The organism is Paenibacillus sp. SC116 (assembly GCF_024733555.1).
GTDB lineage: Bacteria > Bacillota > Bacilli > Paenibacillales > Paenibacillaceae > Paenibacillus_B.
The window spans coordinates 1408677-1424201 of sequence record NZ_JANIOF010000001.1 but is presented as its reverse complement, the minus strand read 5'-3'; the positions used below and the strand labels follow the sequence as shown (position 1 = coordinate 1424201).

The 15525-nt window shown below is 41.2% G+C and carries 15 protein-coding genes; 12 read left to right on the top strand and 3 right to left on the bottom strand.

All coding sequences use genetic code 11. From position 1 onward, the window contains the following. The first annotated feature begins 87 nt into the window (after positions 1-87). The 3 genes from NQ117_RS06210 to NQ117_RS06200 all read left to right on the top strand — a co-directional run bounded on the left by NQ117_RS06210 (position 88) and on the right by NQ117_RS06200 (position 3215). Positions 88-1323, top strand: a complete 1236-nt coding sequence (locus NQ117_RS06210) for a NupC/NupG family nucleoside CNT transporter (RefSeq protein WP_258277112.1) — start codon at positions 88-90, stop codon at positions 1321-1323. A gap of 76 nt (positions 1324-1399) precedes the next feature. Then, entirely contained in the window at positions 1400-2221 is an 822-nt protein-coding gene (locus tag NQ117_RS06205; RefSeq protein ID WP_258277111.1) for a purine-nucleoside phosphorylase, read from the top strand. A gap of 76 nt (positions 2222-2297) precedes the next feature. Continuing rightward, a complete protein-coding gene (locus tag NQ117_RS06200) occupies positions 2298-3215 on the top strand; it encodes an EamA family transporter (protein WP_258277110.1) in 918 nt (305 codons plus the stop codon). Between the two features lie 30 nt (positions 3216-3245). Here the strand turns inward: NQ117_RS06200 and NQ117_RS06195 are convergent, their stop codons facing one another. Beyond that, the gene (locus NQ117_RS06195; RefSeq protein WP_258277109.1) at positions 3246-4397 is read right to left on the bottom strand and encodes a hypothetical protein; all 1152 of its coding nucleotides are present in this window, start codon (positions 4395-4397) and stop codon (positions 3246-3248) included. Between the two features lie 409 nt (positions 4398-4806). On the opposite strand from NQ117_RS06195, the gene NQ117_RS06190 reads away from it, so the two are divergent. Further along, positions 4807-5037 (top strand): hypothetical protein, encoded by a 231-nt coding sequence (locus NQ117_RS06190; RefSeq protein WP_258277108.1) that lies wholly within the window; start codon positions 4807-4809, stop codon positions 5035-5037. 188 nt (positions 5038-5225) lie between these two features. Here the strand turns inward: NQ117_RS06190 and trhO are convergent, their stop codons facing one another. Further along, positions 5226-6128: an oxygen-dependent tRNA uridine(34) hydroxylase TrhO gene (gene trhO, locus NQ117_RS06185; RefSeq protein ID WP_258277107.1), complete on the bottom strand. Its 903-nt coding sequence runs from the start codon at positions 6126-6128 to the stop codon at positions 5226-5228. A 250-nt stretch (positions 6129-6378) separates the two neighbouring features. On the opposite strand from trhO, the gene NQ117_RS06180 reads away from it, so the two are divergent. Beyond that, a complete protein-coding gene (locus NQ117_RS06180; protein WP_258277106.1) occupies positions 6379-6828 on the top strand; it encodes a GNAT family N-acetyltransferase in 450 nt (149 codons plus the stop codon). A 134-nt stretch (positions 6829-6962) separates the two neighbouring features. Here NQ117_RS06180 and NQ117_RS06175 read toward each other — a convergent pair whose 3' ends face one another. Beyond that, positions 6963-7886, bottom strand: a complete 924-nt coding sequence (locus NQ117_RS06175) for a phosphatase PAP2 family protein (protein WP_258277105.1) — start codon at positions 7884-7886, stop codon at positions 6963-6965. A 202-nt stretch (positions 7887-8088) separates the two neighbouring features. Between NQ117_RS06175 and NQ117_RS06170 the strand changes: the two genes are divergently transcribed. From NQ117_RS06170 to NQ117_RS06140, 7 genes are all read left to right on the top strand, one after another. After that, a complete protein-coding gene (locus NQ117_RS06170) occupies positions 8089-9315 on the top strand; it encodes a PucR family transcriptional regulator (protein ID WP_258277104.1) in 1227 nt (408 codons plus the stop codon). Between the two features lie 150 nt (positions 9316-9465). Continuing rightward, the gene (gene ald, locus NQ117_RS06165; protein ID WP_258278180.1) at positions 9466-10599 is read left to right on the top strand and encodes an alanine dehydrogenase; all 1134 of its coding nucleotides are present in this window, start codon (positions 9466-9468) and stop codon (positions 10597-10599) included. Positions 10600-10765: 166 nt separating this feature from the next. Further along, complete coding sequence (locus NQ117_RS06160) at positions 10766-11293, top strand: hypothetical protein (RefSeq protein WP_258277103.1); 528 nt, start codon at positions 10766-10768, stop codon at positions 11291-11293. 232 nt (positions 11294-11525) lie between these two features. Then, positions 11526-12038: a VanZ family protein gene (locus tag NQ117_RS06155; RefSeq protein ID WP_258277102.1), complete on the top strand. Its 513-nt coding sequence runs from the start codon at positions 11526-11528 to the stop codon at positions 12036-12038. 170 nt (positions 12039-12208) lie between these two features. Beyond that, positions 12209-12919: a response regulator transcription factor gene (locus tag NQ117_RS06150; RefSeq protein ID WP_258277101.1), complete on the top strand. Its 711-nt coding sequence runs from the start codon at positions 12209-12211 to the stop codon at positions 12917-12919. Further along, on the top strand, positions 12916-14412 hold the full coding sequence (locus tag NQ117_RS06145; RefSeq protein WP_258277100.1) for a sensor histidine kinase: 1497 nt from the start codon (positions 12916-12918) through the stop codon (positions 14410-14412). The genes NQ117_RS06150 and NQ117_RS06145 overlap by 4 nt, the downstream gene beginning before the upstream one ends. Next, positions 14409-15521, top strand: coding sequence for a LolA family protein (locus NQ117_RS06140; protein ID WP_258277099.1), 1113 nt, complete (start codon positions 14409-14411; stop codon positions 15519-15521). The genes NQ117_RS06145 and NQ117_RS06140 overlap by 4 nt, the downstream gene beginning before the upstream one ends. Positions 15522-15525: the final 4 nt, after the last annotated feature.

Here is a 15525-nt window from a genome sequence, read left to right as displayed (position 1 = left end):
ATTCGATTTTGAGTTTCAAGTTGTGTGGCTTTCCGTTAAATAGCGGGCTAAAAGCTTGTCACACATTCATCTTAGGGAGGACATCTCATGAACGTGTTAAGCGGTTTGATAGGGATTGCAGTTATTTTTGGAATCGGTTTTCTAATGTCTTCGAATCGTAAAGCGATTAAACCGCGTACGATATTGCTTGGTTTGCTGCTGCAAATTACCTTCGCTTACTTGGCTATTAAAAATGAATATGGCGTAAAAGTAATGGGTGCGCTGTCTGACTTTGTTAATGGCTTGATCGGCTATGCAAATGACGGAATTATGTTCTTGTTCGGCGGATTATATGATAAGGCAGCGGGTGGATCCGCAGATAGCGGAATTTTCTTCGTGTTTGCGTTCCAAGTATTGCCGCTAGTTATCTTCTTCGGTGCACTTATTGCAGCTCTTTATCATTTAGGTGTTATGCAAATTATTATTCGCGTACTTGGCGGCGGTATTTCTAAGCTTCTTGGCACAAGTAAGCCGGAATCCTTGTCTGCTGCAGCTAATATCTTTGTTGGTCAGTCTGAAGCACCACTAGTTGTTAAGCCGTTCCTTCCCAAAATGACAAAGTCTGAGTTGTTCGCGGTAGTAACGGGTGGTCTAGCATCCGTATCCGGTTCTGTATTGGCTGGTATCGCAGGAATGGGTGTTGACCTTAAGTTCTTGTTGGCAGCATGTTTCATGTCCATGCCATCTGGTCTCATTATGGCGAAGTTGTTCATGCCTGAAACGGACAATTCCGAACGTACATTTACAATTGATGTGAAGAAAAATCAAGGTGAATCGGTTAACTTGATTGAAGCGATTTCCGTTGGTGCAATCGACGGTATGAAGCTAGCAGCTACAATTGGTGCGATGTTGCTTGCGATGACTTCCCTCATAGCAATGTTGAATGGTGGTCTTGGCGCAGTTGGCGGCTGGTTCGGATTTAGCATTACACTTGAGCAAATCTTCGGCTATATCTTTGCTCCACTGGCACTAGCAATCGGTGTTCCTTGGTCTGAAGCGATACAAGCAGGTACATTTATCGGTCAGAAGATTGTATTGAACGAGTTTGTTGCTTACTCTAACTTTGCTCCAGTGATGGGTACACTAACTGAGAAGACACAAGTTATTATTACATTTGCATTGTGCGGATTTGCTAACTTCTCTTCCATCGCAATCTGTGTTGGTGGTATCGGAAGTCTTGTTCCTGAGCGTCGTGCAGAAATAGCGAACATCGGTTTGAGAGCGATGTTTGCAGGGGTACTTGCTTCCTTGCTAAGTGCAACAATTGCAGGTATGTTCGTTTAATACGAATCAAGGTATAATAGGATAGCGATAACTTTTAAATAGTAGTTACATTATGTTTAGACACGGAGGGTTTACTATGCATCAAACAGCGCATATTAATGAAGCAAAAGACTTTATTTTGACAAAAACGAATCTTCGCCCAACAATCGGTATGATTCTTGGTTCCGGTCTTGGCGGACTAGCAGACGACCTCGTTAACGCGGTTGTCATTCCTTACAGTGAAATTCCTCACTTTGCAAAGTCTGAGGCAGTAGGACATGCGAACGAGCTTGTTATCGGTGAATTGGAAGGCAAGATCGTTGTAGCTATGAAGGGTCGCTTCCACTACTATGAAGGCTATTCGTTGGATGATGTAACGTTCCCAGTACGTGTAATGAAAGCGTTGGGCGTTGAAAATGTAATCATTACAAACGCTTGTGGTGCAGTAAATACGAGCTATAAAGCTGGCGAGCTTATGCTTATTACAGACCACTTGAACCTTGTTATGAATAACCCACTTATGGGACCTAACAACGACGAGCTAGGCGTTCGTTTCCAAGACTTGTCCAAAGCATACAGCCCAGAGCTTCGTGACTTGGCTCTGCGTGTTGCAGATGCTCAAGGCATCAAAATGCAGCAAGGTGTATACGCTTGGTGGACAGGCCCAGCTTACGAAACACCAGCTGAAATCCGTATGATTCGCACGCTTGGTGCTGATGCAGTAGGGATGTCTACAGTACCAGAAGTTATCGTAGCGAACCATGCAGGCTTGAAAGTACTAGGGATTTCTTGCTTGACGAATATGGCTTGCGGAATTCTTGACCAACCGCTTAACCACGAAGAGGTTATCGAGGTAGCTGCACAAGTAAGAACATCGTTCGTTGCACTTATCAAAGGAATTTTGAAAGAAGTTCAATAACATATAACATTTGTAGATAAGGGTCTTATTCGTTAAGGCCCTTTTCTTATTTTTAATCTTGAGGTGAATGGTTGTTGTGAAAGGAATTATTTATGTTTTGTTGGGAGCATGCTTCTACGGTGTATTATCTACGTTCGTAAAACTTGCTTATGGTGAGGGTTTCATAGTCAATGATGTTGTTGGCATTCAGCTGTTGATTGGTGCTTTAATCTTATGGGCGCTAGTAGGCGGCAAGAAGCTGATAGGCTCTAATCGTGGTAAAAAGGGAAGTCGTCAGCCCTCTATGAATGAGGCGCTGTTTTTGGTTGTCGTTGGCTCCTCTACGGGACTTACAGGCGTCTTCTACTATCAGAGCTTACAATACGTATCTGCATCTTTTGCGATATTGCTCTTGTTCCAGTTCACTTGGATGGGTGTTGTGTTAGAAGCAATAGCAACGCGCAAGTTTCCTGCCAAAGAGAAGCTAGTTGCCCTTATTCCTTTGTTAGCAGGAACGGTCATTGCGGGCGGAATGCTTTCTAAGGGAGTTACTTTCCACACAGAAGGTATTATATATGGTCTCTTATCAGCACTTACGTATACGATCTTTATCTTTGTAAGCGGCCGTGTAGCGACTGATGCTGATTCGCTAACACGTACAGCATACATGGTGACAGGCGGATTTATCGTAGCTGCTATCGTCGTGACACCTACATTCTTCTTTGAGCCTTCGATTATTTTCGATGGTCTTGGCAAATACGGCTTAATACTTGGTATTATGGGTCCTGTCCTATCCACACTCTTCTTTGCAAAAGGAGTGCCGCTGACGGGTGGGGGTATGGCTTCAATTCTAGGAGCGATGGAGCTACCTATGGCCATCATTATGTCGATGCTTGTGCTTCATGAGCAAGTCAGCTTACTTCAATGGGGTGGGGTTGTCCTCATTATGTTTGGTGTAGCTTGGCCGGAGCTGGTTAAGCGTAGTCGAGCTCGCAAGAAATCAACAAATATATAAAGACAGAAAGGAGCGATGAGCTCCTTTTTTTTATTTCAACACATATTTAGAAAGCTTAGAATTTTTTTTATCAAATCCTGAAGACATATCTCTTACATACAAAACATCATTCCCACTGTAATAGTAAAGGATAGTGCGATCCTTGTCCTCTTCAGGGACTTTTATTTTATGAATAGCATGCAAGTTAGCTCCATCTAGAATTGAAATGAGATTGCCCTGATCTACAAAAATATGATTATCTGATGATGTTTGGATATGAATCATAGTTTTCGACTTTTTGTTATCCGGGAACGCCTTTTTGGTTAGTAATCCCTTGGAGTTATAGAGCATCAAACTATAATCTGTACTAATTAATACATGGCTAGCTGTTGGTTGGATGAATGCGGTTGTGTCAACCGATTCGGACCATCGCACTTTTCCGGAACGATTCAGGCACAATAGCTTATTGTTTTTATTTTTTTGATTTGTTAGTAATACAAAGAAATTATCATTAATTGCTACTATGCTTCGCACATAATGATGGGGGGGCACATTGTAGGTGAAGACCAGTTGAAGTGAAGCATCATATGCCTTGATAGGGAATGATAATGCATCGTTGGATGTTGCATTCACTGTGAAAATATACCCTTCTTGAACATGGTCAACATATCCTGATAGTTGCTTTTTGTTGATTTGTTTTCCGTTCGCTGTATAGGTATATACCATTGTTTTGAAATTACCTAGGCTGCCGAATGGAGATGCCAAAAGGATAGTGCCATCCTTCTGAAGGAAAAGTCTATCATTCTTTTGTGCATTTTTAACCCATAGCTGCTTTCCTGTCGAATTATAAGCATATAGGTACCAAACTAGTTTTGATTTGTGCTGGGTTGGTTTTAACATGTACGTGTTTCCGTTATTGCCGACTATAATATGATGTCCATGTCCGAATACAACCATTGGTGTAGTATTTAATGTGTATTTGATTTTACCAGTTGTATCATCGATTCCATACCAAAATCTTTTCATCTCAGGCGTACTGCTATGTAGGAATAGATGATCTCCGGTTCGATAGATATCGCTATCTTCGATATTACGGCTCCATTTAGATGGCGGTAATTCTTCGAAAGATTTTGCATACAAAGTTGTGACGGGCAAGAAGAGACTGATTAGTAGGAAAAGTGTAGGAATACAAACTTTTTTCATTAGGTGCTCCTTTGCTTCGCAGAGTCAGATAGTTATTACTTTCGCATGTAACGTAAAACACCAAGTAAGTCATTCACCGAATATTATCCTACTACATGCCCATGTCTTTTTCTATGAATATAATTCCATGTTTGTGATGGTTCTGAAAAAAATTGCTACAAACTATATGCAATGTGCTTGATGTGTATTGTATGTTGGAACTTATATAGTTAGGTGAAAGTAGTGCTCACTTCCATAAGACTCAGTGACGAACTGTCTCTGAGTCTTTCTAATTATTTTACAAAAGCGAATAGAAAATAGAGTGTTAAATTCAGAAGAGAGACGTACAATCTTGGCGAAAGCACAATCTATCACCAAGGAAGTTTGTGCTGTTCATTGATAGACTATTTTAATGAAAAGGGGAATAAATATGATCAAGAAGCTTACAGTTGCAAGTGTGTTGGCATTAGCACTGCTTGGTTCAGCAGTGGGGGCGCAAGGGGCATCTATTACTCCGAATCAAGTATCGCCAGGGTATCAAACAAATAGCTATGGTGATCAAATAGGAGTGAAATCACTTGCTAATATCCCTTATGGCTGGGTTCATGTAGGAACTTCTGGTCCAAGTTGGGATCAAACCTACTTGATCAGAAAACTTTAGTCTGGTTTTTGATTGTAAGGTGAACATACTCGCATATTCCTCTTTATATCCTCAATTATTTTTTTCTTCCGAATGATTACAACATTAATCTCTATAGCGGAAAAGCCTGCAATACTCTTGCGCCAGCTCAAGCTGACGAAAAGAGATTGCAGGCTTTTATGTTACTTTATAACGTGACTATAAAATGCTTACACTGCTGCCGCAGCGGTTTTATCAGCGCACTCTGTTGAACAGTGTCCGCTATGCTCTGCTTCACACTCATCACATACGATATGCTGCAAGTGGCAGGAATCAAGTTCGCAGTTAATATAACGATCTGCCGGCTGTTCACAGTGATGGCAGCGACCTACGATGACAGCTTCATCAGTATGATTAATCGGTACTGAAATACGTTCGTCGAATACATAGCATGAACCATCAAATAGTCTACCTTGCACCTCTGTATCCTTACCGTAGGTAACGATACCACCGTCGAGCTGGTATACTTCATCGAAGCCTTCTTGAATCATCCAGCTGCTCAAAATCTCGCAGCGAATACCGCCCGTGCAATACGTAAGGATTTTCTTATCCTTAAGATCACTCATGTTTTCGCGAATCCATTCTGGGAATTCTCTGAAGCTGTCTACTTCAGGACGAATCGCATTGCGGAAATGGCCAAGGTCGAATTCATAGCCTGTACGTCCATCAAGTACGACTACATCATCACGTTGTAGATACTCATGCCATTCTGTCGGGTTAAGATGGCCACCTGTAAGCACGTTAGGGTCAAGATTCCTATCATCTACACGGAAAGTAACGAGTTCCTTTTTATAACGAACATGCATCTTCTTGAATGCGTGTTCTTCAGCTTCATCGATTTTAAAGATAGTATCCGCAAAAAGAGGGTTTTGTTTCAAATCATGCATATATTGTTCAGTTTGTTCAACTGTTCCTGATACTGTGCCGTTTATACCGCCATCTGCAATCAAAATGCGGCCTTTAACGCCTAACTGTTTGCAATATTCTAAATGTTCTTGTGCGAGCTGCTCTGCGTTAGGGACGTCAATAAATTTATAGAAAAGCAAAATCGCAAATTTAGCTTCCTGAGTCAAATGTATCACCTGTTCGTTTAGATTTGGGTACTGGTTCTAGCAGTATTAGCATAGAGCTGATCAGTACGTTGTATTAGTAAACCATTTTCTATAGAAAGTATTGTATCACAAAAAGTGATGAAATTCACAGTGGGAGTTCAATCCTAATCTGACAGTAGGTATATAACATCAGAGGGTGAAAATCTGGATCATTCAACCATTTCATGATTAAATGAAATGACGGTAACTACATAACATCTGGGAGGCTTCTATGATTCATAAACTAATGGTAGACAATGAAGCAATCGCCAAACAAATGCTTGATGTACAAATTCCTTCTTATCAAATAGAGGCTGAATTAATTGACTTTTATGATATCCCACAGTTGAAGGATACTGTAGAAACAGTAATGGCTAGCAATGAAACTTTTGTAGGTTACTTTGTTGAGGACGAACTGGCTGCCTTTATTTCGTATACAGATGAGGGACAAGTAATAGATATTTGTCGCTTGGTCGTTCACCCCAATTATTTTAGGAAAGGAATTGCTAGAAAACTAGTAGCCCATGTTCTAGATGAAATCGCAAAATATAAAAAAGTGATTGTGAGTACAGGAGCGAAGAATGCACCTGCCAAGCAATTATATGAACAATGTGGTTTTCAAGAAATGAAAGACATAGAAGTGGCTCCTAATGTGTTTATTACTTTATTTGAGAGAAACTAAGCTATGAAGAAGAATACATAAATATAGCGAAGAGCTAAAAGAGCTATCGGTCATTGTACGGGTTTCAGCCCTGTTCAATGTTCCAATAGCTCTTTATTAGGATAAGTTCAATTTAAACTCAAAAACTCACTGCATTATGCACTAAAATCTTTATTTGGTGTTACAGGGTTATCCTTAATTAACTTTTGTTCGAGCTTCGCCCCGAATCCTTCAAAGTAATTCGTAAAGCGATCGAATGCTTTTCGGTTCACGATCCAATCCGCAAGCTTCACGCAACCGTAAGCAAAGAGCATACCAGCAAACATGTCGATAATCCAATGGATGTTTAAATATAGCGTTGAAATCATAATCGAGATCCCAAATAATCCAACGACCCACCGATACCATTTACTGCGTTCACGCATAGCTAGAAGAACGGCTGCAAAAGCAATGGACGTATGCATGCTCGGGAAGCAGTTAATCGTAACGTTGAACGCCTCTGCTGGTGTTAACCCGCGTTCCAGTAAATCAGGTGTTCCTTGTACATACCATACTTCCTGTAAGAAAATAAGGTTGTAGAAAGGCAGGATAAGCGGTACTTGCAGTAAATAGCCAGCGAGGGCGTATCGTCCAAATTTCTTCACGTCCTTCGTGAAAAAGGCGCGAATAATACACAACCAATAGGTCAACGTAAAGCCATATACATATACAGACTGCATATATGTCGTTAGCCATTCGGGCTGCCACAGTTGGAACATCCATGGCGCGTTGCCAGGAATCGAGTTAAACCACTCATTCCAATTGAAGGTGTGATGCATCGATTCGGTTTGCCACGCAACGACTTGGAACCAGAATGGATTCGCATATTTGTAGATGACATAGAAGATCAACAGCGTTAGAAGTCCTGCAGGCATAAAGCGCAGCCAAGAAATTTGCTTTGCATCCTTGCTTGTTCCCCATAAGGAAGCAATCATGACGATGAGACACCATAGCTGCCAGTTCTCAACTCGGAAGATAAGGAACACTAACAAAGCCATGATTGTTGTTAAAATAATGAGATATGTTTTTCTTGTTAGCAAATGGTTCACCTTTTCAGTTTTCTTTTGAATTTCAGAGACAATTTTTGTATTATAGCATAGGGTTAAATGTTATTACGATAGAAAATATATGCCCAAACATTTCATTTGCCTGCATAAGGCTTGAAAGAGGTAAGGGCTTCGTGCATATTATTATTGATGTACATATGGAAAAAGTGTGTGCAGGTAGAGGGGTTTTGTTTAGATGAATGTTAACCTTGATCCATTTGATCGTGACTTTGAATCCATTGAAGCGATAGCGGATACGATTAGTCAGATCCTGCAGTGCCCCGTTACGATCGAGGATAGTAACCATAGGCTACTTGCTTATAGCACGCATGCACCTGATACCGATCCGGTTCGTATTGCAACAATCATTGGCAGGCGTGTACCTGAACATGTCATTAGTATGCTGTGGCGAGAAGGTATCATTCAACAGGTTATGGAAAGCCAAGTTCCTGTTCTCATTGAACCTATTGATTCCATTGGCTTGAATCGACGTATCGCAGTTGCCATCCGTCATCATCATGATATTCTCGGCTATATATGGGCCATGGATGAGCACCAAGGTATCGATGATCAAGGTTTGGATGATTTGAACAAGGCATCACATGCGGCTAGAAGCAAGCTGCTGCAAGTTCAAACTCAACGTCGTAGACGTGAAGAACAGAGCTTTGAATTTTTTTGGGAAATGTTAACCGGAAGTATGGATTCAGAGCATCGAATTGTAGATCGAGCGCATCAATTAGGAATTACATTGCCGAAATCATATCGGATTATGATTATTGAATTTGATACATTGCTGAAGGAGAAACTGTATGAGCAAGTGCTGTATACGATACATACCGCACAGCGACACCGGAAAGTACTTCATGTAAGGCAAGAGCAGCGTTTGCTTGTGCTTATTGATGCGACGGATGATGATATAGATGGGCATATCGCTGCGTGGATGCTGCTTATGGAGCGTATGCAGCAGCGGTTTGGTGTGAAACCCGTTCATTTGGCGAGCGGGCTATCTTATTCATTGTATATGGATGTTGTGAAGAGTTACCAAGAAGCAATAACAGTTATGAATATGAAGAAGCATCTGCCTGAGGAAATGAAACATTTACATCGATACGAAGAATTGGGTTGGTATCGTTTCCTTCCTGCTATGATGCAGGAGCGTCGAGCGCGTCCAATGAAGGATTTGAGCTTGTCTAAGCTCAAAGAGTACGATAAAGAGCATCAGAGTGGGTTGGTTAGCACGCTTTCCATTTTTCTGCAAGCAGATTGCAATGTGAAGCGGGCAGCTGAAATGCTGCATATTCATTCCAATACGCTGATGTATCGCTTGAAGCGAATTACGGACATTGGTAGCATCGATTTAAACGATATGGAGCAAAAAATTTCATTGTATTTAGAATTGAAAATGGACCAATGGCAATCATAAATAGGTTGAGCATCCGCTTTGTGAGATTTCACAAGGCGGATTATTTTTTTTCATAAAGTTGGACGAAGCTGTGATCGCAATAAAGGGTTATATTAAATCTAAGAAGTGATGCTTTTAAGTAATTGCAATGAACTTGAGGGGGATTCAATGATGATTATCGGAGTTCCAGCAGAAATAAAAAACAACGAAAACCGTGTTGCAGCAACGCCAGCAGGCGTTATGGCGCTTAGCCAAGCAGGCCACAACGTGCTTATCCAAAGTGGAGCGGGTGTTGGCAGCGGTTTCGAAGACCGTGATTATGAACAAGCAGGTGCTGTCATTGTTCAGCAAGCTGCTGATGTGTGGGCGCAAGCGGAGATGATTATGAAGGTAAAAGAGCCGCTTCCTGCTGAATATGGATATTTCCGTAAAGGCCTTATTTTATTTACTTATTTGCATTTAGCTGCTGAGCCTGAACTGGCTAAGGCGTTATTGGATTCAGGTGTAATTGGTATTGCATACGAAACGGTGGAAGTGAATCGTACGCTTCCATTGCTGACACCAATGAGTGAAGTAGCTGGTCGTATGGCCGCACAAATTGGCGCTCAGTTCCTAGAAAAAGTTCATGGCGGCAAAGGAATCTTGCTTGGCGGTGTCCCAGGTGTGAAACGCGGTAAGGTGACGATTATAGGTGGTGGTGTCGTTGGCACGAATGCAGCGAAGATCGCAGTTGGTCTTGGTGCAGACGTAACGATTATCGACCTAAGCGCTGATCGCCTTCGTCAAATCGAAGATATATTTGGTACAAGTGTACAAACCTTAATGTCCAACCCGATGCATATTGCAGAAGCTGTTCGTGATTCTGACCTCGTTATCGGTGCGGTGCTTATTCCAGGTGCTAAAGCACCTAAACTTGTTACAGAGGCGATGATTCAATCGATGCAGCCAGGCTCTGTAGTGATTGACGTAGCTGTCGATCAGGGCGGTATCGTAGAAACCGTTGATCGTGTGACTACACATGATCAGCCTACTTATGTGAAACATGGTGTCGTTCACTATGCGGTAGCCAATATGCCGGGTGCAGTATCGCGCACTTCGACAATGGCATTGACGAACGTAACGTTGCCATACGCGCTGCAAATTGCTAACAAAGGACTAGAGCGTGCGCTGCAAGAAAACAAGGCATTGCTAGCGGGTGTTAATACGGCTGGCGGAGAGATGACTTATCATGCAGTAGCGCGTGACCTTGGTTATTCGTATGTGCCTGTAGAAGAGGCTCTGAAGAAGGCGCTCCTTGTACATTAATTCGATGAACGAACAAGCTGGTATCCATGATGAATGGATATCAGCTTGTTTTTTAATTGTTTGGGACTGCGGCATTAATCGAATTTGTTTGTTTCATAAAAATGATGCTTGTGGAATGTAAGAATATAGGATTTCATAGTGATATAATGAATGAAATAAATTAATAATGTATGTTCAAGAAGGTGATAAAGTGTTGTATTTTATACGTAAACTTACCTCAGCACTTATTGCGACCATTATTTTCTCGCTGGCCATATCAATGATATTTTATAATTTAACCATACCCGAGTTAATGAATGAAAACTCACTTGGTCGGATATTTCTAGTCTTGGTTATGTTTGTATTGGGAGGTACTTACTATGCTTTAGGTATTCCTTTTTCCATACTAATCGACCTCATTATGAGGATTGGTTATAATAAAGAAGGGACTTCTACGAAAGCAGTTGGTACTCTTCGTTTATTGGGTTATTTACTGCTTTATGCACTTGCGGGAGTAGCATCCGCAAATATTACTCTTCATCTATTTGTTTATTGTAAGCACAGTTTACTAGGGGATTGGCATTCCATGGACTGGTCTGAAAACATTACATTTATTTTAGCGGCGTGGTTATTTGCCTGGCTTGATTATTTACTTAGCAAGCTCAAACTTTTTAGTCCCAATAAACATCTAACAGATAGTAATAATGATGTATAAGTTAGGTGTCCGACATCAATGATAAGAGTATACAGACATTATGATTTGCACATGGAGGGTTAATTGATGTATACTCTTGCTCTAGTCTTGTTGCTCTGCCTCATAGCTGTTGGGTATTTGTGGTATGAGCGGTTCGTTATTAAATCCACGAAGAAGTAGAATCATCTCTACATTGATTCGATGATAAAGAGAGGCAAGCTTCCTTCGTTGTGTGAGAGTTGGTGACTCGTGTATGGCTTCGTTTACACTTAAACAAGTCAAAGCATGGAAGACTTATCTAACGATAGTTGGATGGCTTGTCTTGATTTTATATTTGTTATACGCTACATACTTGCTGTTTTTTGGCTTCTACCGAGCTTTGGACATAGCTGGTAAATATGCAATTAATCTCGTCCCTTTTCAAACCATTAAAGAGTATGTTTTCCACCTTGATTATTATCCATTTGATGTATGGTTTAATAATTTATTCGGTAATGTTTTGTTGTTTTTGCCTTTAGGGTTTCTTATTCCGCTTTTGTTGCCTGTTTTTAAACGCTGGTGGATTATTGTGCTCTTGTCCCTTGTACTCACGGTTACAATTGAGATGCTCCAATATGGTCTGCAACTGGGTACGCTGGATGTTGATGATATGATGCTGAATGTTGGCGGGGGATGGCTTGGGTACGGTCTGCACATTGTAGCTAGACAATTGTGGACGGAGCAGGCGAAAAGGATACAAGGTTCACATATTTCTGCAGTAGAATGAGAGCAGTGGACTTACACTATTAAGGATACATATATATTTGATTAGATGAAATGGCACCGTACCCGAGCGTATGGTGTTTTTTGCTTTTGCTTCCAAATATGAATTATTTCTTAAATGTCAGTATCGTTATACGATGAAGCTTTACAATAAGTGCAGGAGGGTTGAATGGAATGTTAGATGGAACTGCAATTTTATTGGCTGAGGATGATCCCGAGATTGCCCGCATTGTACGCGATCATTTTCGTAGACAGCGATGTGATGTTACATGGGCGTCCACTGGACTTGAATGTTGGGAAGATTTTCGGAATGGAAATTATGATCTTGTTATTGTAGATCTTATGATGCCTGAGATGGATGGATATGATTTATGTAAAAATATACGTTTAATTAGCGATGTACCACTAATTATTATAAGTGCTCGTGCTGAGGATGAGGACAAGGTGCGAGGTCTTCAACTTGGAGCAGATGATTATTTAACGAAGCCATTTAGTTTGACAGAACTTACAGCACGGATACAATCTATCCTTCGACGTTATCGTCAAGGAAATGCTCAACCATCTCAAGCGATGAAAATGGTATTTAAGTATGGGTTGTTAATTGATTTTGAGCGTCAGCGTGCTTATTTGAATGAGGAAGATATTCATCTTACGAGCAAGGAATGGGCTTTGCTTGTGCTCATGGCAACGCATCCGGATCGAACGTTCTCTAAGACAGAACTGTATGAGCACGTATGGCAGCAGCGCCATGAGGATTGCACGAATACGATTAATGTTCACATTAAGAGTCTTCGGACGAAGCTAGGGGAACAAATTCGCAATCCGAAATTCATTGAGACTGTTTGGGGCAGTGGATATCGATTTATTGGAGAACGTGACCAATGAAGCTCCGTAATTGGCTGATGAGCGCTTTTTTAATTGTTATGCTGCTTCCCGTTATCGCTTTTGGCTTATTTGCCTACGTAACGTATGAGCATGATAAAAGTGAAGCGCTGGAAGAGTACGTTCAAGTTACAGAGAAAATGCAGCAGTATGAAGGACAAATCATGAACCCGAAATGGTATCGTGTACAATCTAGTGAGAAATACAAGCCTCTTGAGATGTTGCTGGATGACTCTATTGAGCTGACGTTATATCGAGCTGATGGATACCGTTTATTTTCCACGAATAAGGATAATTATCAGCAATATTTCCTGCGTGTCCCTGCTGAAGAGCTCTACAGCAAACTGTATCAGCTTGAGAAGACGCCTCGTGCTTTTAAAATGAAGCAACCTGTTTTCCACGGTGATCAACTCATTGGATTTTATGATTTGCATGTGGAGCGAGAGCAATATGTAGAGCAAGTTAGTAACACAGTGTGGCAGCTTATCGTCGGGATTATTATGTTCTTTGTCATTTTGTATGTGATTGTATGGTTACTTGTAAAGCGTAAACTCATACAGCCAATGCGGCATCTGATGAGCCAAATGAGTGCGCTTGCGAATAATGAGCCTGTTACGGAGTGGAAGCAAGCTTCTAATGATGAAATGGGAATTCTGATACAGCATTTTGGAGATATGCGCGAAGATATTGAGACGGCTCGTGAAGAAGTGGCAAAGGAACAGCAGGACAAGCAATTTATGGTTGCTTCTCTGTCTCACGATCTGAAAACGCCGCTAACCTCGATTCAAGCCTATATGGAAGCACTTGAAAATGGATCACAACTGACATTAGAAGAACAAGAGGATTATCGAGAAATTATTAAATCTAAGGTAGAGCAGATGCGTGGGATGCTTGATGATCTAACGCTTTTTGCGGCACTGCGCTCTTCTAAATATCCAACTAACTTGATTGAAGTTGAAGGTGAAGAAATTTTTGACATGCTATTCTCCGGTTATGATGCCTTGTGCAGTAAACATGGCGTGCAATTAAAGACGAGTATCGGAGTGCAGGGAACCTATTTAATGGACCCGAAACAGATGATGCGTTTGACTGATAATCTTGTTAGTAATGCGCTTCGCCATACTTCAGCTGGAAGATGTATTGGTATGGCCGCTGTATCAGGGCTTGAGCAACTACCAGATTGGTTGGAGCCGTTTGAGCAGCAGCTGCATGATGCTCGAAGAGCTGATTCAGCAAGTCTTATTATTTTCAATGAAGGTACGGTCATTCCAGATAAAATTTTATCTGGATTGCTTGAGCCATTCGTTCAAGGTGAGCAGTCGCGACCCAAGTCCATGCAAGGTTTCGGATTAGGTTTAAGCATTACACAAGAAATTATACGCAGGCACTGTGGGCAGCTTCATATATGGTCAAAAGCACCATATGGTACGGTCGTGATGTGTCAATTTCCGATTCATCCGAGTAAGAATGCTATGAAGGAGGACAAAGAAACATGAGAGCAAAAGATTTGAAAGTGATCAAATGGATCTTTGTTGTCATCATAGCTATCTCGGTGGCAGGTTGTGGATGGAATAAGTCTGAACCTCCTAGTAACTTCTTGGATATGGTAACACCTCCTAACTACGAATTGGTTTCTTATTATGCGGAAGCGAACATAACCTATATGTATAAGGATGATAGAACAAAGGATGAGAAATATTCCATAAAAGAGTGGGTGGATGCTAAGCAGGGGCGTCATTATCGTGAGATGATAGAGGGAAACAAAATTCACTATAATTTACAGTCGCCAGGTAAATTACTCTATTATACAACGGGGGATAAATCAGCTTACACCTCTTCATTTTCTCCAGATGATCCAAATATGTCTTTGGGCACTCGTGAGAGCTTCATGAGTGAGATGGAATCGATACGTAAAGGTTACACGATTAAGTCTGTTGATGATGAAACTTTTTTGGGGCGCCCTGTACAACGTCTACGTGCTGTTTCAAAAGATCCGAACTATCGCTCAGAAATGGATCTGTGGATTGATAAGGAAACATGGATGGTATTGAAAACCTCAGACAAGACCGACGACGGCGTACATGTAACGGAATATACTCACTTTGAAACGAGGAACAAGTTCAAAGATGAGGAGTTCGAGGTAAAGCTGCCGCAGGACGTAAAAATAGAGAATGTGGATGATAGCATCAAACCAAATCGAATTACATTCCAAGAGGCTGCAAAGCTTCTTGAGGGAGGCTTGATGTATTTAGAAGGTCATGATATGAAACTCTCACATGTGGAAAAAGAAGTGTATGCCTTTGGTGGGGAAGTCGATTGGACATTAATTTCGCTTATATACGATAAGACTGACGGTACGCCAATGTTCCAACTGTATATTTCACCATCTGCAAATGGTGAAAATTATACTTCAACAGACGATGACACAGTGAAGGTTAGAAATAAGCAAGGGATGTATTGGGAAGAGCTTCAGATACTATCTTGGGATGAAAATGGCTATCTTTACGAATTAATGAGTCGTCATCCTGACCTAAAGCAAGATGAACTTGTAAAGTGGGCGGAGAAACTTATTCCCTATTCATCCCCAGCAGTGATAAAACAATAGATAC

Coding starts and splice junctions, on each gene's coding strand:
- NQ117_RS06210 (WP_258277112.1), top strand. CDS start 88: ATGAACGTGTTAAGCGGTTTGATAGGGATTGCAGTTATTTTTGGAATC.
- NQ117_RS06205 (WP_258277111.1), top strand. CDS start 1,400: ATGCATCAAACAGCGCATATTAATGAAGCAAAAGACTTTATTTTGACA.
- NQ117_RS06195 (WP_258277109.1), bottom strand. CDS start 4,397: ATGAAAAAAGTTTGTATTCCTACACTTTTCCTACTAATCAGTCTCTTC.
- NQ117_RS06190 (WP_258277108.1), top strand. CDS start 4,807: ATGATCAAGAAGCTTACAGTTGCAAGTGTGTTGGCATTAGCACTGCTT.
- NQ117_RS06180 (WP_258277106.1), top strand. CDS start 6,379: ATGATTCATAAACTAATGGTAGACAATGAAGCAATCGCCAAACAAATG.
- NQ117_RS06170 (WP_258277104.1), top strand. CDS start 8,089: ATGAATGTTAACCTTGATCCATTTGATCGTGACTTTGAATCCATTGAA.
- ald (WP_258278180.1), top strand. CDS start 9,466: ATGATTATCGGAGTTCCAGCAGAAATAAAAAACAACGAAAACCGTGTT.
- NQ117_RS06160 (WP_258277103.1), top strand. CDS start 10,766: ATGTATGTTCAAGAAGGTGATAAAGTGTTGTATTTTATACGTAAACTT.
- NQ117_RS06155 (WP_258277102.1), top strand. CDS start 11,526: ATGGCTTCGTTTACACTTAAACAAGTCAAAGCATGGAAGACTTATCTA.
- NQ117_RS06150 (WP_258277101.1), top strand. CDS start 12,209: ATGTTAGATGGAACTGCAATTTTATTGGCTGAGGATGATCCCGAGATT.
- NQ117_RS06145 (WP_258277100.1), top strand. CDS start 12,916: ATGAAGCTCCGTAATTGGCTGATGAGCGCTTTTTTAATTGTTATGCTG.
- NQ117_RS06140 (WP_258277099.1), top strand. CDS start 14,409: ATGAGAGCAAAAGATTTGAAAGTGATCAAATGGATCTTTGTTGTCATC.